The organism is Hyphomicrobium sp., assembly GCF_003987855.1.
Lineage (GTDB): Bacteria > Pseudomonadota > Alphaproteobacteria > Rhizobiales > Hyphomicrobiaceae > Hyphomicrobium_B.
This window is the reverse complement of record NZ_RXIZ01000015.1, coordinates 363501-385471: the sequence shown is the minus strand read 5'-3', so window position 1 is coordinate 385471 and position 21971 is coordinate 363501. Positions and strand designations below refer to the sequence as shown.

Here is a 21971-nt window from a genome sequence, read left to right as displayed (position 1 = left end):
CTTTACCTTCTTCGCCGGTGCTTCCTCTGCGTTCAGAGGTTTCGGCATGACCGGCTGACTGTCATGGGAGGCAGGTGCGCCGCCCCCGCCCTGCTGCTGACCGAAGACATCAACCAGGGACGTGCCCGGCACGCCCGTGCCGCCCGACTGCGGCTGCTGCACTGGAGCCTGATCCTGAGTTGGCGTTGCGGGCGGCATGATCGTGCCGTCGCGTCCTACGACCAGCGTGGAAACCTTGCGAGCGCCTCCGTCGTCGGTCGATGTGTTCGAAGAGTCGCCCGAGTTGTCAGGCGAGGATGGCTGCGGAGGCGCGTTCGCGTCCTCTGCTGACGCCGAGGACGTGCCGTCACCTAATCGACCCATGATCTTGGTGTCGGAATAGGGAAACTGCTTGCCACCGGCATCCGCGGGCTTCGTGCGGGCGGCGAAATCATCGCTTTTCACCACCGGCGGTTCGCCCGTTGGAGAACCACCACCGGAAAACTTCTTGTAACCGTAAGCCATGCCCCCGCCGATGACGATCGCGCCGATCAGGGCGGCTACGATCATTAGAGGGCGGCGCCCGCGCGGCGCATCTTCCTCGTCCTCGTACTCGACGTCTTCGTCATTGTAGACGGGTTCGAGTTCGCCGCCCTCGGGCTGTCCAAAACCCAGGTGCGGGTCACCGTGCTGCTGGTAGTGATCGCCGAAATTGTCGTGCGGCCCAGCCCAATCGTTCGAACTCAGCTCAGTGTCATGGTACTGCTGCTGGCCGAAGGTGGCTCCGGCCGGAGCGGCCTGCTGAGTCCCAAATCCTTGAGCGCCATAGCCGGCCGGCTCGTAGCCGCGCTGATCGTTTCGCCCAGGCCATTGCTGCGCCGGATGCTGGCCCTGCTGCCCCCCAAAGGCCGGAGCCTGAGGCTGAGCGAACCCCGGCGATTGCTGTTGAGGCTGCGTATAGTTCGGGCGAGACGGCGGCACGTAGGGCTCAAATTGGGGAGCATACGGGTCAGGCTGGCTAGTTCCCGACTGCGGATAGCCACCGTAGCTGCCGCGCTGGCCAGCCTGCTGGTCGCTCCACTGGCCGTAAGATGCCTGCTGCGGGTCGGCGGCACGCCCACCTGCTCCCGCTGGGTCCTGGAAATTCGGATATCCCTGCACAGGCTGCTGCGGCGGCCAGGTATTCTGCTGCTGCGGACGTCCCGTTGGCGCCTGTGCCTGAGGATTGACCCAGGACGGCTGAGACGCATTACCCGTTGGCGTTGCGGAGCGAGCAGGCTGTCTGCCCGGGAATGCGTTCTGCGAGGACATCGCGGAAACCCCCTTAGAATGGGGCGCAAGTAGTGGTTGCGCCTAATCGTCGAGTCGAGACTTTAGCGCATCACGTCGGGCGCCTCGACGCCGAGGATCTCAAGCCCCGATTTTATCACCGTCTTTGTCGCGGCAATCAGCGCCAGTCTGGCTGAAGTCGCAACCCCGTCATTTGCCTGAATAAATCGCAAATGTGGCGAATCGTTGCCACGTGTCCACTGGGTGTGGAGAGCGCTCGCGAGGTCGTAAAGGTAAAAGGCGATGCGATGTGGCTCGTGCGCGGACGCGGCACCCTCGACCAATTTCGGGAAAGCCGCCAATCGCTTAATGAGGTCGATCTCGCCGGTATCGGCTAGAAGCGTGAGGTCCGCGGCCTGAAGCGCTTCAACGGATAAGTTCAATCCGGCGATCTGCTCGGTGGCGTTGCGCATGACGCTTGCTGCGCGAGCATGGGCGTACTGAACATAGAAGACCGGATTGTCCTTGGACTGCTCCGTGACCTTGGCGAAGTCAAAGTCCAAAGTTTCCTGGTTCTTCCGGTAGAGCATCATATAGCGGACTGGGTCGCGTCCGACCTCATCGACGACGTCGCGCAACGTGACGAATGTTCCCGCCCGCTTGGACATCTTGTATGGCTCACCTGCTTTGAACAGGCGCACAAGCTGAACCACCTTGATGTCGAGATCGGCCTCGCCGCCGGAAAGCGCGGCAACGGCCGCCTTCATACGAGGGATGTAGCCGACGTGGTCGGCGCCGAAGACGTTGATGAGATGGCGGAAGCCACGCTGAAGCTTGTCATAATGGTAGGCGACGTCGCCGGCGAAGTAGGTGTAGCTGCCGTCCGACTTCTGCAACGCGCGATCTTCGTCATCACCAAAGCTCGTCGACTTGAACAGCGTTTGCAGACGGTCTTCCCACTCGGCGTCGTCATGGCCCTTCGGCTTTTCGAGCTTGCCTTCGTAAATCAGGCCCTTCTGGCGCAACGCGTCGATGGCGGTCTTGACTTTGTCCTGGCCACCCGAGGTCAACGACGCTTCAGAGAAAAACACTTCGTGGGTGATATTCAGGGCGGCAAGGTCGTCCTTGATCATTTCCAGCATCTTGGAGATCGCGAATTGACGAACGACCGGTAGCCAGCGCTCTTCAGGAATTTCGCGTAGCGATGCGCCGTGCTCCGCGGCGAGGGCTGCCCCGACCGGCTTCAGGTACTCACCCGGATAAAGGCCTTCGGGAATTGCGCCGATATCCTCACCAAGCGCTTCGCGATATCGGAGAAAGGCCGAGCGCGCGAGCACGTTCACCTGGCCGCCGGCGTCGTTGATGTAGTATTCGCGGGTGACCTCATACCCGGCGAAGACAAGAAGATTGGCGAGCGCGTCTCCGAAAACTGCGCCGCGGCAGTGCCCCACATGCATCGGGCCGGTCGGATTAGCCGACACGTATTCGACGTTCAGCTTCTCGCCTTTGCCAATCGAACCCGCGCCAAATCGCGGCCCCTCCTGCAGAATCGTCCGGACGAGCGTTTGCCAGACTTGCGGCTTGAACGTGATGTTGAGGAAGCCTGGACCGGCCACGTCGACTCGTTCGACGTCAGCCGCCGTTTCGAGCTTCGCTTTCAGCGCCTCGGCGATGTCGCGCGGCTTCATCTTCGCGGGTTTCGCAAGCACCAATGCAGCATTGATCGCAACGTCGCCATGACCGACATCTCGCGGCGGCTCGGCGTCGAAAGACGGTAGGACCAGATCGGCAGGCAAGCGGCCTTCGGTCTTCAGAGCTTCGAGCGCGGCCGTAACGCGAGCTGCAACTTCGGCAAAGAGATTCATGGACGTCCTTAGGATTTGCGCTGGCGACTTACGCAGGTGAACAGGTTGCGACCCAGAGATAGCATTCGCGCCTGACCATGCTCCGGGAGCCACTAGGGCGGAAACGGGGCTTCGCGCTAGCCCAGTTCCGGCGTTACGTCAAACAGGCGTCGGTGCTCCGAGAGCGCATAGCGGTCCGTTTGACCGGCAAGAAAATCGCAGGCGAGCCGCGCCCGGTGTCGTTCGTCCAGACCCTGAAGCGCATCGCGCCAGCCAGCCGGGAGCGTGGCGGGATCCGCCTGATATTTCGCGAACAGGTCGCGAACCACCTGTTCTGCCTTTTCCATGACGTCGAGAACGCGGCGGTTGTGGTAAACGGCCTTGAAGAGGAACCGCTTCAACTGCAGCAGGTCGGCGGACAATCCATCGGAAAACGAAACCGTGGCGCGGCCGGCATGGCGGATATCGTCCGCGTCGCTAGGTGCGAGGGCCGATAGTCGGCGGCGGCTTTCCTGGACGATGTCGCTGACCATTGCCGTGATCATTCGACGAGTGACTTCGTAAATCGCGCGGCCTGGTTCGGCTCCACTCGCAATGGCCGATACCTCTTTGGCAATTGGACCGGCAAGCGGCACGTCGAACAACATGTCGAATGAGATCAAGCCGGCCCTCAAACCATCATCGACGTCGTGAGAGAGATAGGCGACGTCATCGGCCAAGCTCGCCACCTGCGCTTCGGCCGACGGCCACTGGGACAGGTCCAGAGCTGACCAGGCCTCGATATGACGTAAAACTTTGGCGACAGCACTATTCTTGTTCAGCACCGGCCCATTGTGCTTTGCCAAACCTTCGAGGGTCTCCCACGTGAGATTCAAGCCATCGAAGGCTAGGTATTTGCGCTCAAGCCTGGTGACCACGCGGATCGATTGGGCGTTGTGGTCGAAGCCGCCGAAAGCTTTCATCGCCTCATCGAGCGCCCGCTCTCCGGCGTGACCGAACGGAGAGTGACCAAGGTCGTGTGCCAAGGCGATCGTCTCGCCAAGGTCTTCATCCAGTCGGAGTTGTCGGGCCACCGTGCGCGCAATCTGTGCGACCTCGAGCGAATGCGTCAGACGCGTCCGAAAGTGATCGCCTTCATGCGGGAGAAAAACCTGGGTTTTGTACGTCAGCCGTCTGAAAGCCGACGCATGCAGGATACGATCTCGATCGCGCTGAAAGGGACTGCGGGTCGGGCACTCCGATTCGCGAAAAAACCGTCCTCGGGATGCAATGGCGCTGGCGGCATAGCAAGCTGGCGCACGCTCTCCCGGTTGCAGGGACTGCCCATAGTTCAAGGGCTCGGGAGCCGTTTTCACCTCAACCGCCATCCGCCGCGATCTTAAGCATTTGACTTCGTGTGCCGCTTTCCTATCTTTTGGTTGCGGCAGATGCCAGCTTTCTTGGATAATGTCGTGCTTTCAACCGTTGAAACATAGCACCCCAATGACCATCACCGTCACCGAACGCGCCGCGACGCGCATCGCGGAGATCACCGCCGAGGAGGCGAATGCGCCCGTACTTCGCGTGTCGGTCGAGGGCGGCGGGTGCTCCGGCTTTCAGTATAAGTTCGATCTGGTTGGAGCGCAGGCGGCCGACGATTTGGTGATCACGCGCAATGGGGCCACGGTCGTGATTGATCCCGTTTCCCAACAGTACATGGAAGGCGCCGAGATCGATTTTGTCGACGACCTGATCGGAGCCACATTCAAGATCAATAATCCCGTCGCCACAGCGTCTTGCGGGTGCGGAACCAGCTTCTCCATCTGATCTCGCTTTCCGGATTTGATTTGCGCGGGAAGTGGTGGCACAGGGTTGTGCCATGATCATCGCCACCTGGAACATCAATGGCGTCAAAGCGCGGCTTGAAGCTGCCCTGACGTATCTGCGCAACCGCGCGCCGGACGTCGTCTGCTTGCAGGAGATCAAGTCGGTGGACGATGGGTTCCCGACGCAGGCGTTCCAAGACATCGGCTATAACGTCGTCACCAACGGGCAAAAGGGGTTCAACGGCGTCGCAATTCTTTCGAAGACGCCGCTGGAAGACGTGAGCCGTGGTCTGCCAGGCGATGACGCCGACCAGCACGCCCGATGGATCGAAGCGTCGGTCGCGCTCGGATCGAATATGATCCGCGTCGTCTCACTGTATCTACCGAACGGCAACCCGATCGGAACCGAAAAATTCACTTACAAGCTCGCGTGGATGGCTCGCATGCAGATGCGCGCGAAATCCCTGCTCGCAAACGAAATGCCCCTCGTTCTCGCGGGAGATTTCAACGTCATTCCCGATCCGGAAGATGCGAAGCGGCCTCAGGCTTGGGTGAATGACGCGCTGTATCAGCCGGAAAGCCGCGCGGCGTGGCGCGCTCTCGTCAATCTCGGTTTTACCGATGCGACGCGCGCGTGCCATCCGGGGCCAGGCGTCTACACGTTCTGGGATTATCAGGCGGGTGCGTTCCAAAAGGATGACGGCATCCGAATAGATCATCTCCTGCTGTCGAGCCAGGCGACCGATCTACTACGGTCCTCGGGCATCGATCGGGACACGCGAGCGCAAGAAAAGCCCTCCGATCATGTGCCCGTCTGGATCAAGCTAGCGGCTTGACGGGGACATAGGCCAACGATCGGCCAATCAAGAGCGGCTGCTATCGCGCCGTTGCGCCGTTCGGCGTCAGTCCGACCACCGGCGACGGCGGTCCGACGGGCGGCATTGCCGCTGCGCCGGCAGGGATGAGCGCACTGCGTTGACCCGGCTGCGGAGGCGGCGAACTGATGATCTGAACTGGCGGGATCGTCTTGGCTTCGGCGCTCATCGGGCGAACGAGTTCGCCGTTCGCGCACGTCCGCACCGGTTCGACCGTCAGATTGTCCAGACCGTCTTTATCGTTGCGCGAGGAAGGACTGCGGCCATAGCGATTATGCCATTCCGCGACCCGGCCGGTCGCCTGCTGACGCACGCCCTCGCCCGCGTTGCAGAAGATGTTCTGATAAATGTCCTCGATCCACACACGTTCGCTGGGCGGCGCATTTGCGACCGCGACGTCGATAAGATTGAGGGCGGCTGTCTGGTTCTTCTGCACGAACTTCCCACGCCACATCAAATCGGCGAGGAAAGCCTGAGCCCCAGGATGGCCGGCCTGCGAGAGCCGGGATAGCCAGTGGCGGCCATTCTCAATCTTGCTGGCGGGATCGTCGAAACCGGCAACCGAAATATCGGGGCCTTCGCCGCGAAGATAAACCTTCGCGAGTTCGAACTGCGCGTCCTCATCATTGAATGTGAGCGCAGCGCGCTGCAGATCACGGTTAGCGACTTCGACATCTGGACGCACACCAGCATCGGGAATGCCATTGCGAAGGTACATGGAAACCGCAGTCAGAGACTTCGCAGCGATTGGTGCTAGCGCATCATCGTCCGGATCGATGTCCTGGAGTTCGTCCGCCAATGCCTTGTAGAGCTTGTAGGCCTTGCCGTGGTCCGTGTAGGCGCCTTCGTTATCGGCATAGATGCGAGCCATGTAGTAGCGCGCGACCTGGGGCTTTGACGCCTCAAGCGATTCGAACGCGGGCAGCGCCAGTTCGTAGTACCCGCCGTTGAACGCCGAGATGCCTTGCCTCATCGCATCGTCGGGCGAGCGGAAGACTACGTCTCCCGCCGCCGCTGATCCGAGCATCAAGATGGACGCCACGCTGCCTACAAGAGCAAGCCTAAATGTCCGCATAGCAGTGAACTTCCGCCTTTCCTCCCGCATGGGTTACGGCCCCGTACCTCGCCGGTCCCACTTGGTCCGCAAATTTCCTCAGCGCCCCTGACTGATACATATTGCTCGGCGCCTTCCAGACCTTGCGCCGCTTTTCCAGTTCTTCCTCGCTTACTTCGAGGTCGATCGTCCCAGCCTCTGCGTCGATGGTGATGATGTCGCCATCTTTGATGAGAGCGATCGGTCCGCCTACGGCAGCTTCCGGGCCGACGTGACCGATGCAAAGCCCGCGCGTGCCGCCAGAGAACCGACCGTCGGTGATGAGCGCGACTTTGTCGCCCGAACCCTGGCCGTAAAGCGCGGCGGTCGTCGACAGCATCTCGCGCATGCCGGGGCCACCCTTCGGCCCTTCATAGCGGATGATGATCACGTCACCGTCCTTGTACTTCCGGTCCTCGACCGCCTGGAACGCATCTTCCTCGCGGTCGAAGCACAAGGCCGTACCGCGGAATTTCAACGTTTTCAGGCCGGCAACCTTCACAATCGCGCCATCGGGTGCAAGCGAGCCTTTGAGGCCCACGACTCCGCCCGTCTTCGAAATCGGATTGGAAACCGGAAATACGACTTTCTGGTCGGTGTTGAACTTCACGCTCTCGAGATTTTGCGCGAGTGTCTTGCCGGTCACGGTTAGACAGTCGCCGTGCAAAACACCGCCTTCGAGAAGCGCTTTCAAGATCTGAGGCACGCCGCCGATATCGTAGACGTCCTTGGCGACATACTTACCGCCTGGCTTGAGGTCCGCGATGTACGGCGTTCTCTTGAAGATCTCGGCCACATCGAAGAGGTCAAAATCGATACCGACCTCGTTCGCCATCGCAGGCAGATGCAGCGCGCCATTCGTCGAGCCGCCAGTCGCCGCCACGATGATCGCAGCGTTTTCGAATGCTTTGCGCGTGCAGATGTCGCGCGGACGAATTCCGTCGGCGATGAGACGCATGACGGCCTTGCCGCTTTCGATGGCAAGATGGTCGCGGCTTTCGTAGGGAGCCGGCGCACCAGCAGAACCGGGAAGCGCAAGGCCGATCGCTTCCGACACGCACGCCATCGTATTGGCGGTGAATTGGCCACCGCATGAGCCCGCCGACGGACACGCGACGCACTCTAGTTCGTGCAAATCGGCATCGGACATTTTGCCTGCCGAGTGCATACCGACGCCCTCGAACACGTCGACGACCGTCACATCGCGGCCCTTGTAATGACCGGGAAGGATCGATCCGCCGTAGATGAAAACGCTCGGCACGTTGAGGCGGAGCATGGCCATCATCATGCCCGGCAAGCTCTTGTCGCAACCGGCGACGCCGACGAGCGCGTCGTAGCTGTGGCCGCGCATGGTAAGTTCGATGGAGTCGGCGATGACTTCGCGCGACGCCAGGCTCGACTTCATGCCCTGATGGCCCATCGCGATCCCGTCGGTGACGGTGATGGTGCAGAATTCGCGGGGAGTGCCGCCGGCCTCGCTCACGCCGGTTTTGACGGCCTGCGCCTGGCGCATCAGCGAGATGTTGCAAGGAGCAGCTTCGTTCCAGCAGGATGCGACGCCTACGAAGGGACGATGAATGTCCTCTTCCTTCAGGCCCATCGCATAGTAGTAGGATCGGTGCGGCGCGCGTGACGGACCCTCCGTCACATGGCGGCTCGGCAGTTTCGATTTATCGAACGTCTTGGCGTCCATTCATTTCCTCGTTGGGCATCCTGCCCTTGTTTGTTTTCACCCGAGAGAGCGGATGATGCAGGGATGCCAGTCACAGGCCCTCGGCGGAAGTGCTCAGCGCTGAAAAAAGTGACGCTGCATAGCCGGGTCCAAGTTTCAGCAGGTGCGCGGTCAATGTGGCTCGAAAGTGGCGCGCCGTTTTCGGGAAGTTGCTTAACGGCAACATTTTCGATGTGGGCGGCGGCGTAAGCTTAATGCCGGGCCCCAAAACGGCTTTCCATTTCGCTCGAGCGGAGCGGGGATATGGAGCCAGCACTGCGACGAGACAAGGGCTCCAGTTTGTCATGGCGGAGACATTTCTTTCAGCATTTGCCGTGCTTACATGGCTGATCGCCGCAGCCAGCTTCAAAGACACCGATGTCCTCCGTCAGCCATTCCAATCTCCCCGCTGAAAAAGCCTACTGCCGCTTCACGCCCGGGCGTGGACAGGCCGCGATCGACGGCACCGCGACCTTGGCCCTGACCGGGGTTGAGTTCGACCTCGCCCACGGCAAGCCACGCCGCCTGTGGCACTATGCAGGTCTTCGGGCGGACGAGCCGATTCGCGCTAATGCGATCGACGTTCTCTTGTCATCGCGGGATGAGCCAGGAGCGTCGCTGTTCGTGCAGGGAGCTCCCTTCGCAGCGGACCTCAGTGTGCGTGCTCCGCATCTATCCCAGCGCGCTCGTCAACAACGACGTCGAACTCTGTGGATTTTACTGTTTGCAGTGTTCGCTGGCGTGATTGCCGCAAGCGCGATCCTAAGCTGGAGTCCTGCAAAGTGGGTTGCGAAATCCCTTCCCATGAGTTGGCGCGAACGGCTGGGCAATGCCGCGCGCGAATCGATGACTGAGGGCTACAAGGAATGCGTCGATCCAGCCGGACTCGCGGTGCTGACGACATTGGGCGGACGGCTTTCGAAGGGCGCCACTGGGACCACCTTCGAAATTCATGTGTATGATTGGTCGCTCATGAATGCGTTCGCGGTACCGGGCGGACAGATCGTACTAACGAAAGGGCTCATAGATAAATCGGAGGGGCCGGACGAGGTTGCTGGTGTCCTCGCGCATGAGATGGGACACGGCATCGAGATGCATCCCGAAGCCGCGATCATCCGAGGCGTCGGTCTCGGCGCAGCGCTCGAAATCATGCTCGGAGGCACCGCTGGAGGAAGCCTCGCTAATGTCGGCCTGATGCTCGCCCAACTCGGCTATTCCCGTAGCGCCGAGCACGAAGCGGATCTCCATGCGTTGGAGATCCTTAAAGCCGCAGCGATCTCGCCTAAGGGGCTCGGAGATTTCTTCACCCGTGTCGCGAAGACCGAAGCGGAAGACGGGGGCGTATCGCCGGCTGCTTTCTCCTGGCTCAGAACGCATCCGCTGCCCGCCGAACGCGCTAAGCTCGTTCGTGTGCAGTCGCCCTACACGGCCACCCCTGCCCTCGATGCGAAGGCTTGGGAAGCCTTTAAAACGATTTGCAAGACCACACGTGCCCTGGACAAAGATAAGTCGTAAGAGCTGTGGGCTGACTTGGTGGCTGGCCCGATGTTGGCCGGAATCGCATGCGAGAAGGCAATGGTATGCCTATCGAGCCGGTTGTCCGATGAAACTGTTTGCTTCCATTGCTGTGGTTTTGCTTCTGTCCGCCGCGGCCTACATCGGCTCGCCGTTCGTAACGGCGTGGAGCATTCGCGAAGCGGTGCGCAACGGCAATGCAGATTATCTGGCCACAGCGATTGAATGGAACAGCGTGCGAGAAACGCTGAAGCCCTCGATCGCCCAAATCGCTTTGAACCTGCCCGATGCGGAGGCTGATCCGAAGGCCAGCCAAGGCCTGTGGGTTCGTTTTAAGACGTACTGGGGCCAGGGCATGGTCGAGAGCTTGGTCGACAAATATGTGACGCCTACGGGCCTGCCGCAGCTTTTCACGTTACGCAAAACCTACCGCACATACGTCTCGAGCGAGGACGACGATGCGAGCAAGCTGCCGTTGAACCAACGGATTTCGAAAGCATGGTCGCGCGTGCAACGCGCGGAGTTCACCAGCCTCACCAGCTTCGAGATCGACATGGAGGACAAGTATGACGCGTCGCGCTTGTACCTCGGCAAGCTCGAACTTCGTCCCAGCGGATGGAAGCTTACCGCGCTGCGCGTCAAGTTCCTGACGACCGCAAAATCCGCCGTACAGAAACTGACGAGCATGTAGCTGACGGACTAGGCCGCGTCGCTCAAGCGTTTCAGCGCGGCCGAGAAGCGCTTGATGTCAGCTTCGAGTTCGGCCTTGCGCTCCTGCGCCTCCTCAATGGCTTCCTCCTTCGCGCGTTCCATGAACTGCGGGTTGGAGAGCTTGGCGTCCATCTTGGCGAGGTCGCCTTCCGCGCCTTCGATGGCCTTCGCCAGCCGCCGGCGTTCGGCATCCATGTCGATGATGCCCGCCAGGGGCAGCGCGGCAGTCGTTTCCCCCGCGACAATCAAAGCTGCGCCTTTCGGGGCCGCGTCTTCGAAATCGATTTCGTCAACGCGAGCTAAGCGCTTCAAAGTTTCGTCGTTGCGGCGGACGCGCTCGCGCGTGACCTCGTCGGCGGCGACAATGACGAGCGGAATTTTGGCGCCTGCCGGAACGCTCATCTCGGTGCGCACCGAACGGATCTCAGAAACTAGGTTGACGAGCCAGTTCACTTCGTTGACGGCATCCACCTCGACGAGCCCATCGAGTGTCGGCCATCGGCTCAAGCACAGGAGCGTGTCACGCTTCACGCCGTGCTCGACCATGTGCGTCCATAGCTCTTCGGTGATGAAGGGCATGAACGGATGCAGCATCTTCAGGATCTGATCGAGCGTCCAGGCAGTGACGGCGCGGGTTTCCGACTTGGCGTCGTCTTCATCGCCGGCCAGCACCGGCTTGATCAGCTCGAGATACCAGTCGCAGAATTGACCCCAGACGAAGTCGTAGATCGCGCCCGCCGCTTCGTTGAACTTGTAGGCTTCGAGCGAGGCCGTGACCGCCTTTGCGGTCAACTCGGTTTCGCCGATGATCCATTTGTTGACGGTCTGCGACGCAGTCTTTGGGTCGAAGTCGCGCTGGCGCACGCATTCGTTCATTTCAGCAAAGCGTGATGCATTCCAAAGCTTGGTTGCGAAGTTGCGATAGCCTTCAACGCGGGACTTCGCGAGCTTGATGTCGCGGCCTTGGGCCGCCATGGCAGCCAAGGTGAAGCGCAGCGCATCCGCGCCGAACTCGTCGATGAGAACGAGCGGGTCCATGACGTTGCCCTTCGACTTCGACATCTTCTGCCCCTTCTCGTCACGGACGAGGGCGTGGATGTAGACGTCCTTGAAGGGCACTTCCTTCATGAAGTGAAGGCCCATCATCATCATGCGGGCGACCCAGAAGAAGATGATGTCGAAGCCGGTGACCAGAACGCTCGTCGGATAATAGCGGTCGAGTTCCGGAGTTTCCTCTGGCCAGCCAAGCGTCGAGAACGGCCAGAGCGCGGACGAGAACCAGGTGTCGAGCACGTCCGGGTCGCGCGTAAGCACGACATCGTTGCCGTAGTGCTTTTGCGCGAGCGTTCGCGCTTCGTCCTCTGTTGCAGCAACGAAGAAATTGCCGTCGGGCCCATACCACGCCGGGATCTGATGGCCCCACCAGAGCTGGCGCGAGATGCACCACGGCTGAATGTTGCGCATCCATTCGAAGTAGGTCTTTTCCCAATTCTTCGGCACAAAAACAGTCTTGCCGTTCTCGACAGCAGCGACGGCGTTCTTCGCAAGCTCACCCGCGTTGACGTACCATTGGTCGGTCAGCCAGGGCTCGATGACGACGCCGGAGCGGTCGCCGTGCGGGACGGTGTGACCGGTCGGTTCGACCTTTTCAAGCAGACCCAGCGCATCGAAGTCAGACACGATTTTCTTACGGGCATCGAAGCGATCTTGCCCGCGATAGGCCTCGGGTGCCTCGTCGTTGATCTTGCCGAAGGCATCGAGAATGTTGATCTGCGCGAGGTTGTGGCGCTTGCCGACTTCAAAGTCGTTGAAGTCGTGCGCGGGCGTAATCTTCACCGCGCCGGTCCCCTTCTCGGGGTCCGAGTATTCGTCGGCAACGATCGGGATCTCGCGACCGACGAGCGGCAGCTTTACCTTGGCGCCCGCTTTGATCAGCGCAGCATAGCGCTCGTCTTCAGGGTGAACCGCAACGCCGCTATCGCCGAGCATCGTCTCCGGGCGCGTAGTTGCGACGACGATGTAATCCTTGTCGTAGCCGGGCACCTTCTGCGTGAGCGGATACCGGAAGTGGTACATGTGCCCGCTCGGATCTTTTGCGAGCACCTTCGCCAGCGCTGCCGCGTCAAACGGCTCGCCGCTGTCTTTCGACCACGAGAATTTTCCACGCGCTTCGACCTGCACGACTTCAAGATCGGAAATCGCGGTCTGGAATTTGGGGTCCCAGTTGACGAGGCGCTTATCCTTGTAGATGAGGCCCTCGTTGTAGAGCTGCACAAAGACCTTCACGACGGCCTTCGACAGGCCTTCGTCCATGGTGAACCGCTCGCGGCTCCAGTCACAGGATGCGCCGAGGCGTTTCAATTGCGTGATGATGGTGCCGCCGGATTCTTCCTTCCACGTCCACACGCGCTTCAGAAATTCATCGCGGCCCAATTCGCGGCGCGACGGTTCTTTGTTCGCGGCAAGTTGGCGCTCGACCACCATTTGCGTGGCGATGCCAGCGTGATCGGTGCCTGGCTGCCAAAGCGTATCCCGGCCGCGCATGCGCTCGAAGCGAACGAGGATGTCTTGAAGGGTGTTGTTGAGAGCGTGCCCCATATGGAGCGAGCCCGTAACGTTGGGCGGCGGTATGACGATCGAATATGCGGCGTTCTTTCCGCCCGATGCCGACCGCCCGGCCTTGAAGGCGTTCGCCTTCTCCCATTCGGAATTGATACGCGGCTCGATGTCGGCCGGTCGAAATGTCTTTTCAAGCATTGGAGGGAGCGTCGCTTTTCAGCTGCAAGGCCGTGTTTTCGGACCTCGGTCGTAAGGCCGACCTTCGGCAGCTGTCAACCTTCGCTCCCCTCAATTCTGGCAATGCTTCACGATGCGGTCTTCAGCGGCGAATGGGGCCGCCCAAACCGCTTCCGCCTGTTTCCGTCAGAAGCGCCTTCTCGACGATTTTAGGCATATTCTCGGAGAGCCATTGCCGCAGGATCGGCCGCAAGAGCTGAGCTGCGGCATCCTCGACATCGCCCCCATCGCCATGGAGCGGCTGAAGTCCTGGCAGGCGCGGCGGCTGAGGCCCAGCGGCGGCCGAAGGTGCCGGCGGCGGCGCTGCTGGAGCTACAGGTTCGGGGGCTGGCGGTTGCGACATGCCGCTCATTCGGCTCATGCGCGTATCGAAGAAAGTCGGCATGTTGCGCTTCAACGCGTCATTTTGAGCAGCGATCCTCTCGGCGAGGGCGGTGTCGTGTTCGTTTTCCGCTTTCTCGGTCGCGGACTTCACGTCGCGTGCGACGGGCGGTGGTTCAAGCATACGACCATGCGCAGGCTCGAATGGAATGACAGTGCGCGACCGCTCGCGCTCTTGTGGTGAACCTGATGCCAAAGCTTCACTTAGCCTCCCGAGTAAATTTGGCCTTCCGGGTGCCGGTTGCGCCGAGGCTTTGAAAATGGCTGGCAGGTCGAAATCAGCCGCTTCTTCCGCAATCGAGCTCCGGCCGCGCAGCGTGGCGATACGAACGTCACGCCTCTCGCTTTCAAACATTGGCGCACGATCTGCAATACTGGTGCGGATCGATGCGAGAATGTCCTCAACGTCGTGTTTTGCTCCGTTCATCGTTGTCATGACGCATCCTCTTCTGCGTACAAACTTCAAATCGCAGAACCGCGTCGGCAGCCCCCGTTGTGCCCCTCCGGTTCGTCGTTGCTGGATCAGGAGGCACTCGCCTCGGCGCGTGCAGCCAAACCCAGTGACGTGACGGGCGGCGTATCTTTCACGCTGTCGATAGATGCGGCCCCCCGCTGAAGGCAACGCTAGGTCTCAGTCGCGGCAACCGTGTGGCGAAAGCAACGCGCAACAAAAAATTGTTGTTGATGCAGAAGCATGTGGACGCAGGCGTCCTCGCTTCGAAATGGCAGACATTTCGAAGTTAGAGTTCTGGCGTGCGATCAAGGGACTATTCCTGCGAGTTCTTCTGCCCTGGCAGCAGCCGCTCGGTCATTTCGCGGCGAAGCGCGCGCTCAACGATTTTGGGCATATTTTCGGCAAGCCACGTTTTCAACAGCGGACGAAGAAGATCCGCCATTGCGTCTTCCATCGGGCGATCGAGTGGATTTTCGCTTCTCGTGGCCGGCAGCGTGGTGTGCGAAGCCGGCTCGGCCCGGGAGGCTGGATCCGGGTTGAACATCGAGGAGATTGGCGGAGCGATGGGCTTTGGCTCCGGCGCGTTCTCTGGCAACGGCGCGAAAGTCTCGAGCGCGCGCGGTGGCGGGGGCGGAGCAGGCTGGAACGCGTTCGAGAGAGGTTCGAGCTTGCGAGATGGTCCAAGAGTGGCGGATACGCTTGGCACGACGAATGGGGTGCGCGATCGATGTGTGGGCGTCTCAGGCTCAGCCGCGACCGACGGCGAGGGCTTGGCGGGCTGATCGGTGGGCGATGAAAAAGGCCCGCTGAGATCGGCAAATGGGAAGCCATTCGAGAGCGGATTGCTCTCGCGGGACGCACCGCTCTTCTCGCCGAAGCGAGCTTCGGCCGCGTAGATGGAGTCACCAAAGCTCGGGCGTGCCGCCGAGCGCGATTGCTCAAACGTCGACACGGACGGGATCGAGGAAGATGATGGCGCGCTAGGAGCAAGCGGCGCAGGCGTCTCGATCTTTGGTTCGGAGGATTGAAACGCGGAAGCGGGCTGCGGCGCCGGAGCGGCCGAGGCTATCGGGGCCGGCGCCACCGTCTCGGGCTTCGGCGCGAAGGGCGAAGGACCTAAATCGAATGCAAAGGGATCGCTGCTCTCCGAAGATGGGGCGTCCGTCTTTTGCAGTTCGGCACCGGCCTTTTGGGCTTCATCTTTTGACTGGCTCGGTACGATGACCGTTTCGGAAGGCTGCGTTCGGCTCTGGCGAAGCGCGCTCAAATCCTCGCTGAGCAATTCCGACAATTGAGCTTCGATGCGTGCCGCATCGGAAGCCGCAGGCGACGTCGCAGCCGCCACGGGCGCCGGCTTCAGAACTGCAGGAGTAGCATTCTTGATGGCCGGCAACACGTCCTCGACGGCGACCACTTCGACCGTTTCAATGGACGCATCTTCTGTTTGGGTGTTCGTCGCTGGGCTGCCCTCGGCATTCCTCAGCCCAGACGTTTCCTGCCGAAGCGGATGCGCGTGATCCTTCGAAACAGCCGGATGATGAGGCTCCTTCGAAGGCGGCGCATCCTTGGATTTGAATTCGTCGCGAGGGCGGAGCGTGTCGCGCTGCTCGCGTTCAAACGAGCCCGCGTCGTGGCGGGTCCTCGCCGGCGAGGCCCCAGCCGGGGACGCTAACTCGGATCGAGCGGGGCGGGCGGAATTCAATGGGTCATAGGTGTCCTGCGTCGGTTCGGGATCGACAGGCTGCGAGGACTTCAGAAAAGCCTCGCGGGACATGAACCCGCGCTGCGGCGTGGGAGCCGCGGAAGGAACGGTCGACGGGGTTGGTCTGGCAGCGGGCGTGTAGGGCGTGCCGGGTCGTGCAACAGGCGAGGGCGATCTCAAGCCGGAAGAATCCTCAGCGATGATCTTACGGATCGAAGCGAGGATCTCCTCCATGCTTGGCTCAGCGTTGGATTCAAGTCTCGACATACCCTACCTTTTCGCAACTGAGCCGCCACAACACGGGGCGTACGCGATCTGCTGCACCAAACTTGCTACGCCAAACCAAAGCGACTCAAAACGTGTTTTTTTGGACACCTGCATGGTGGCAGGTTGCGGAAAATCCGCAACATTCACCGCCATAGTTATCCCCGGAGAGCGGCGCTCTCAAGGCGGCGGGAGGACGCTTCAATTGAAAAGAAGGCAAAAAACAGTTTGGGAGCGCCATCGCCCTCCCCCGGTCACTTAACCGGAGTCACATCCATGTGCTCCTGGCGGCCGTCGCCATGCGTGATGTCGATGCCCCACCACTTGTTACGAACCTGCTGGTAATGGACCTGCGGGTCATAGACGGCAGTTGCAGCACCTACCTCAGAGACGCTCAGGCGGCCGATGGCCGAGACCAACGTGTAAGACGCGACAAGTATATTGCGCTTCGTCGTCTCAAGATTGACCTGCGACTGCAGGAGTTCCTGCTGGGCGTTTAACACGTCGAGAACGGTACGCTGTCCGACGCGCTCTTCTTCACGCACACCGTTCAAAGCGGTGGTGTTCGCGACGATCGACGCCTTGTCGGACTCAGCCTGAGCCTTGAAGCCGACGAGCTGTGACCAAGCCTGGACGACCTGGGACTGAGCAGCGGCGCGCTGAACCTCGATTTGCTGGAGAGCAGCAACGTGCTGGTGCTTCGCCTGCCGCACCTGCGCAAATACCTCGCCGCCGTTTGCGTAAAGGGGCACCGTAACGCTGGCAACGATGGATGCCGTTGTGCCGCGATCAATGCCTTCGGATGGGTCGTACTGATCCGAGTAATTTCCCTGAAGTTGCGCCTGCGGCAGCAACTGGCCACGGATTTGATCGACGTTGTAGCGCGCCGCCTGCTCTGAGTAGAGCGCGTTCACCACTATTGGATTCTCTTTCGTTCCAATCGCGACCGCGTCTTCGAGTGAGCGCGGCACGAGGCGCGTATTCGGATTGGCCTCGACCAAGTTGGAAGGCGGATGGCCGACAACCTGCTCGAAAATGGCACGGCTCGACTTGAGATTGGCGCGCGCCTGATCAAGGTCCGACTGTCCAAGTGCGCGGCGTGCTTCCGACTGCGCGACGTCAGTCTTCGTGACCTCGCCAACTGCGAAACGATCTCGCTGCGCCTTAAGTTCGGCATCAAGAAATTTCAGGTTGTTTTCGTTCAATTTGACGATTGCTTGATCGCGCGTGACGTCGCCATACGCGGTCACTGCATCAAGCAGAACCTGCTGTTCCGTGCTGCGAAGCGTTTCGCGCCCCGCGCGATCGCTCGCTTCGGCTGAGTTTACCGCGTTTGTCACCTGAAAGCCCGTGAACAAAGGCTGCGTGATGTCAAATGAGTATCCACGCGGCGAGTTCACCGTGTGCCCGGAGGCGTTGTTCGTAAATGTACCGACGCGCTGCCGCCCCACATTAGCTCCGAATTGCGCGTTCGGCCGGTATCCAGAGTTCGCTCGGGCTACGTTTTCATCGACGGCTCTCTGCTGGGCACGGGCCGCATCAAGCGTCGGGCTATATTGATAGGTTGCAGCAAGCGTATCGAGCAGCGTTTCAGCTTCGGCACCAACCGACACAGCCGATCCGACCGCGATTGCGACGACTGCGGCCAGCGCGCGACGCCCAACGATAGTCGCAGCGAGGCAGGACGAAATTTTGATTGTCGTCTGAGCCAATGGAATTCACCTGTATTCTACTCGCACCCCCAAAAAGAGCGAGCAGACCCCCTTCTTACCCTCTAGCCGATTCGATGCACGCCAACTAACGGGTTTCAACTGCGTTAAGCCATCGCGTAACTTAGGGCGGTATTTGCGTCACGCCAGTGGGCGTCGCCCTTTCTTCGAGGGCTAGAAGCAAAGTGCACTTTTCCGCTTCCTTTCAAAGCCCTGCGCGCACGAAATTCCAGCGCAAGTACTCACAGAGCTAGAAGAAAGAGTGAGCGCTGTGCTCACCGTGCACCACATAAACGGCGAGTTTAGAATACAAACGCCGGTTTGGTTTCAGTAAACCCTGAGACTGTTTTCGCAGCCGCCTGGAAACCTTCACGCCTCGCGAAGACGTCGCCCCGTTTATGCAGTTCGACCGCCCGCCCGATTTTGTCGTTCGTCGCGATCGCAACGATGCGGCCGTTCTCGCGGACCTGCGATTTGAGGGTGTCCGGGATCTGTTCGACGCCGCCTTCGATCAATATGACATCGTATGGCGCTTGCGCTGCCCAGCCGGCCTCCGACGGCCCCGTTACGGCCACGGCGTTGGATAGCGCCGAGGCGGCGAAACCAGAGCCGGCAATCGTCGCGCTTTCCTGGTCCGGAAGGAGCGCGGTCACCTTGCCAACCATCTCTGCGACCACGGCCGCGGCGTAGCCGGCAGCACTGACGACGAGCACCGAATCCGTGGCCTCGAACGCCGCCAGTTGGATGAGTTTGGCCAGAACGCGTGGTGACAGCACCTCTCGACCGGGCCCCAAGGTCAGGCTTTCGTCGCTGTACGCGATGCTGGCAAGTTGCTTCGGCAAGAAGGCTTCACGGGGAATGGAAGTCATCGCAGCGGTGATCCGCCGGTCCGTGACGTCGCTTGGCCGAATTTGGCTTTCGACCATGTTCTTGCGTTGCAAAACGGTGTCCGCCATCGCTCGCCTCCCGCAGCGAAAATTCCCCAGGGCGACTCTCTATACGCGGTGCGATGTCGGCGCGCGACAGGAAAGCCGCCGCAGTCCCGCCACGGCTTTCCTACTCCGGCTGCTTGGGCTTGTAAGACGTTATGGGTCTATGTTAGACGGCCGGTTCGGTCGACCGGCCTTTCGGCAATTGCGGAGCCCATTTGGGTGCTCCGGGTCCGTGCACGCCGCAGTGCGCGAGAACGTTCGAGCGAACACGAAACGAGAGGCCACGTGGCGGAGTGGTGACGCAGCGGACTGCAAATCCGCGTACCCCGGTTCAATTCCGGGCGTGGCCTCCAAGCGTGCTTCCACATGTCGCCATCGGGCGCCTTGGACACGCTAAAGAATTTCAGTTTTTGGCCTCGCCAGCGCAGAAACCTTCTGCTATGCGGGGCGCTTTCCCGGTTTAGCCGGTGGTCCGCGGTAGCTCAGTGGTAGAGCGTCCGACTGTTAATCGGATGGTCGTAGGTTCGAGCCCTACCCGCGGAGCCAATGAGACGAGCTTCTACATTGTATTGAGAACACGTCAGGCAATCATAGCCTGCGGCCGTTCTGCTTTTCGACGAGCGGCCGTCGTGGGACGGTCCTTGATGACAAACGCCAAGGCCTCCTCCTCCGAAAGCGGCGGTGAAATTCGATAGCCTTGCACGTTCGTGCATCCCAGCGCCCTGAGTTCATCGAGTTCCGCGTCTGTTTCAACGCCCTCGACGATGCAGCCCAGTCCCATATCGCGGCTAAGCGCCAGCAGCGATTTGACGATCTTATGGCCGGCCGGCTTCTGATGAAGGTCGGCGACGAAGCTGCGATCAATCTTGATCTTCGTCAGCGGCAACGAATGAAGTTGCGTAAGGCTCGAGTATCCGGTGCCGAAGTCATCAAGCGATATTCCGCATCCAAGCGATTGTAGGATCTCGATCGTCTCGCGCGCCTCTTTGACGTCCTTCATGATCGCTGTCTCGGTGATCTCGAAGTCGATGCGCGACGGGTTGAAGCCGCTCTTCAGCACCGTCGATACGAGGCGCACGACGCTGGCGGTCGCGCCGATGTCATAGGCAGAGAGATTGAATGAAAGCCGGACATGCTCAGGCCATTGGACGGCGGCATGTACCGCCTTATCCATCAGGACGCATGTGAGCTTGCTGATAATTCCCGCGCGTTCGGCGACTGGAATGAAGAGCCCTGGCGCAAGCTCGCCGAGGACGGGGCTTTCCCATCGTGCAAGCGCCTCAAAAGCGATCGTCTTGCCTGTGCTGATCTCGATGATCGGCTGGAAGGCGACCGACAGTTCGCGCTCAAGATCAGCGGAATGCAACGCCTGCTCGATTTCGACATCGCGATGAATGCGCGCGCTGTCCTTAGCGGAAAACAATGTCGCTTCGCCGCGCTCATCGCGCTTGCTTCGAAAGAGCGCGTAATCGGCTCTCTCGAATAGCGCCATCGCGGTGGAAGCATGGTCCGGCCAAATCGCAAAACCTATCGAGCCGGAAATGTGAACGGTGGCGTCGTGCAGAAAGAACGGCACGCGCAGAGCCTCGCACATACTATTACCCGCAGCGAGCAGCTCCTGCTCGCTGCCGAAATTGACGCCGACGACCGCAAATTCGTCGCCGCCGATCCGCGCCAGATGAAGCTTGAGACCACATGCTTCGCGCAGCCGCCGTCCAACCTCAATCAGGAGAGCGTCGCCCACTGCGTGGCCGTAGAGATCGTTCACGGGCTTGAAGCCGTCGAGGTCCATGACCCCTACCGCGAGCCTATGACCTTCCCTTTTCGCGTGCTCGAATTCGCGATCGAGATGCGCGAAAAACTGCCGTCGGTTAGGGAGACCCGTCAGCGGATCAAGATTGGCGAGCTTAAAGTTTTCGCCTATCAGCGCCTGTGCGTTGTCGCGCGCTGTCACGAGTTGAACCAGCTGTCTATGATTGACAGTGAGAACGATGATCATCGCAAGGGTCACGATGAACATGTTGAGCGCGATTGCAACGAAGGTCGGCTGAGCGGACAGGCCGAAAAAGACGATGAAGACGGCGTTGACGACGATTGCGACTGTTAGCGCGGCGGAGCGCAGATACATCAAGCAGAAAATGCAGGCGACGGATGTGATCGCCATGTAGAACGCGACATGCGCTTGCGCGGCGACGTCACCATAGGGATAGAGAGCGACGGCCCAACTGGAAAATCCCAGCGCCAGCAGGAGGGAAAGCCTGTTCGTCCGGCTGAGCTGTTTGAATGCGACAGCGGCTGTGGGGACTCGTTTCAGCGAGCCTTTCCACTTAACGAGCCGATAAAGACAAATGGCCGTCAACCCCGCCGGGACGTAGAAGGCCAGTTCGACGGGGGCCAGATTCGAGAAGGTGTGGGCCAGTACCCAAGTGTTCGCGAGCAGGACCAGATAAAGAAGCGGCACCTGTTTGGAGACCGCCGAATATTGTGCCAGGAGGAGGTTCTGATCGTTGCGCTGAACGGAGAGCAAATCGCGAATGCGGGAACAACATGAGCGAAGACGCATGAATGCAACCTGGCCGAAGGCTGTGCCATTAGATCTGGCTGTCGGATGCGCGTCATGCGCTGACGGCATAACAGCGCATTTCGATTAATAAACCGCTGCTCGGCCACATTCCTGACGCAGCGCAACTTTGACAACGTCGTGCTCGCGCGGACGAGATCTTAAAATCGGAAATTTTATCAAGTCTTTAGACCACGGTCCGCATAGACGAATCGTCAGCCCCATTCGCTTCGTTCGGGCCGAGTTGCCTATAGCGGCTAACGCATCCTCTTTCATGGCAGAGGCCGGCGCTCCGTGGTAATCGGAGCCAACAATCCCTCAGCCGCCTTCATGCAAGTGCATCAGCAATCATGATTTTCGGTCGGAAGCTC

15 protein-coding genes and 2 tRNA genes are annotated in these 21971 nt (G+C 60.3%); 6 read left to right on the top strand and 11 right to left on the bottom strand.

The window, feature by feature from the left end; genetic code table 11:
* The 3 genes from EKK30_RS14735 to EKK30_RS14725 form a co-directional block, all read right to left on the bottom strand.
* Window positions 1–1290, bottom strand: a 1290-nt coding sequence (locus tag EKK30_RS14735) for an SPOR domain-containing protein (RefSeq protein ID WP_290986245.1), incomplete at its 3' end; no start/stop codon positions are given.
* 62 nt (window positions 1291–1352) lie between these two features.
* Window positions 1353–3113 carry an arginine--tRNA ligase gene (gene argS / locus EKK30_RS14730; protein WP_290986244.1) on the bottom strand — a complete coding sequence of 587 codons (1761 nt, stop codon included), beginning with the start codon at window positions 3111–3113 and terminating at the stop codon, window positions 1353–1355.
* Window positions 3114–3229: 116 nt separating this feature from the next.
* Window positions 3230–4459, bottom strand: coding sequence for a deoxyguanosinetriphosphate triphosphohydrolase (locus EKK30_RS14725; RefSeq protein ID WP_290986243.1), 1230 nt, complete (start codon window positions 4457–4459; stop codon window positions 3230–3232).
* A 115-nt stretch (window positions 4460–4574) separates the two neighbouring features.
* Between EKK30_RS14725 and erpA the strand changes: the two genes are divergently transcribed.
* Window positions 4575–4898 carry an iron-sulfur cluster insertion protein ErpA gene (erpA, locus tag EKK30_RS14720; RefSeq protein WP_290986241.1) on the top strand — a complete coding sequence of 108 codons (324 nt, stop codon included), beginning with the start codon at window positions 4575–4577 and terminating at the stop codon, window positions 4896–4898.
* A 52-nt stretch (window positions 4899–4950) separates the two neighbouring features.
* Window positions 4951–5733 carry an exodeoxyribonuclease III gene (gene xth / locus EKK30_RS14715; protein ID WP_290986240.1) on the top strand — a complete coding sequence of 261 codons (783 nt, stop codon included), beginning with the start codon at window positions 4951–4953 and terminating at the stop codon, window positions 5731–5733.
* 40 nt (window positions 5734–5773) lie between these two features.
* Here xth and EKK30_RS14710 read toward each other — a convergent pair whose 3' ends face one another.
* Both EKK30_RS14710 and ilvD read right to left on the bottom strand, forming a co-directional pair.
* Window positions 5774–6799 carry a sel1 repeat family protein gene (locus EKK30_RS14710; RefSeq protein WP_290986239.1) on the bottom strand — a complete coding sequence of 342 codons (1026 nt, stop codon included), beginning with the start codon at window positions 6797–6799 and terminating at the stop codon, window positions 5774–5776.
* Between the two features lie 34 nt (window positions 6800–6833).
* Window positions 6834–8558, bottom strand: a complete 1725-nt coding sequence (ilvD, locus tag EKK30_RS14705; RefSeq protein ID WP_290986238.1) for a dihydroxy-acid dehydratase — start codon at window positions 8556–8558, stop codon at window positions 6834–6836.
* A gap of 396 nt (window positions 8559–8954) precedes the next feature.
* On the opposite strand from ilvD, the gene EKK30_RS14700 reads away from it, so the two are divergent.
* Window positions 8955–10091: a M48 family metallopeptidase gene (locus EKK30_RS14700; protein ID WP_290986237.1), complete on the top strand. Its 1137-nt coding sequence runs from the start codon at window positions 8955–8957 to the stop codon at window positions 10089–10091.
* Between the two features lie 88 nt (window positions 10092–10179).
* Window positions 10180–10782: a DUF2939 domain-containing protein gene (locus EKK30_RS14695; protein WP_290986236.1), complete on the top strand. Its 603-nt coding sequence runs from the start codon at window positions 10180–10182 to the stop codon at window positions 10780–10782.
* An 8-nt stretch (window positions 10783–10790) separates the two neighbouring features.
* On the opposite strand, the gene EKK30_RS14690 is transcribed toward EKK30_RS14695, so the two are convergent.
* The 5 genes from EKK30_RS14690 to EKK30_RS14670 form a co-directional block, all read right to left on the bottom strand.
* Window positions 10791–13559: a valine--tRNA ligase gene (locus EKK30_RS14690; RefSeq protein WP_290986234.1), complete on the bottom strand. Its 2769-nt coding sequence runs from the start codon at window positions 13557–13559 to the stop codon at window positions 10791–10793.
* Window positions 13560–13680: 121 nt separating this feature from the next.
* Window positions 13681–14415 (bottom strand): DUF2497 domain-containing protein, encoded by a 735-nt coding sequence (locus tag EKK30_RS14685; RefSeq protein WP_290986233.1) that lies wholly within the window; start codon window positions 14413–14415, stop codon window positions 13681–13683.
* A gap of 331 nt (window positions 14416–14746) precedes the next feature.
* Window positions 14747–16402, bottom strand: coding sequence for a DUF2497 domain-containing protein (locus tag EKK30_RS14680; protein WP_290986232.1), 1656 nt, complete (start codon window positions 16400–16402; stop codon window positions 14747–14749).
* Between the two features lie 251 nt (window positions 16403–16653).
* Complete coding sequence (locus tag EKK30_RS14675; RefSeq protein ID WP_290986231.1) at window positions 16654–18111, bottom strand: TolC family outer membrane protein; 1458 nt, start codon at window positions 18109–18111, stop codon at window positions 16654–16656.
* A 299-nt stretch (window positions 18112–18410) separates the two neighbouring features.
* A complete protein-coding gene (locus EKK30_RS14670) occupies window positions 18411–19064 on the bottom strand; it encodes a protein-L-isoaspartate O-methyltransferase (RefSeq protein WP_290986230.1) in 654 nt (217 codons plus the stop codon).
* A 255-nt stretch (window positions 19065–19319) separates the two neighbouring features.
* Here EKK30_RS14670 and EKK30_RS14665 point away from each other — a divergent pair.
* Both EKK30_RS14665 and EKK30_RS14660 read left to right on the top strand, forming a co-directional pair.
* A tRNA-Cys gene (locus tag EKK30_RS14665) sits at window positions 19320–19393 on the top strand.
* A gap of 118 nt (window positions 19394–19511) precedes the next feature.
* A tRNA-Asn gene (locus tag EKK30_RS14660) sits at window positions 19512–19586 on the top strand.
* A 34-nt stretch (window positions 19587–19620) separates the two neighbouring features.
* Here the strand turns inward: EKK30_RS14660 and EKK30_RS14655 are convergent.
* On the bottom strand, window positions 19621–21603 hold the full coding sequence (locus EKK30_RS14655) for an EAL domain-containing protein (protein WP_290986228.1): 1983 nt from the start codon (window positions 21601–21603) through the stop codon (window positions 19621–19623).
* Window positions 21604–21971 lie beyond the last annotated feature (368 nt).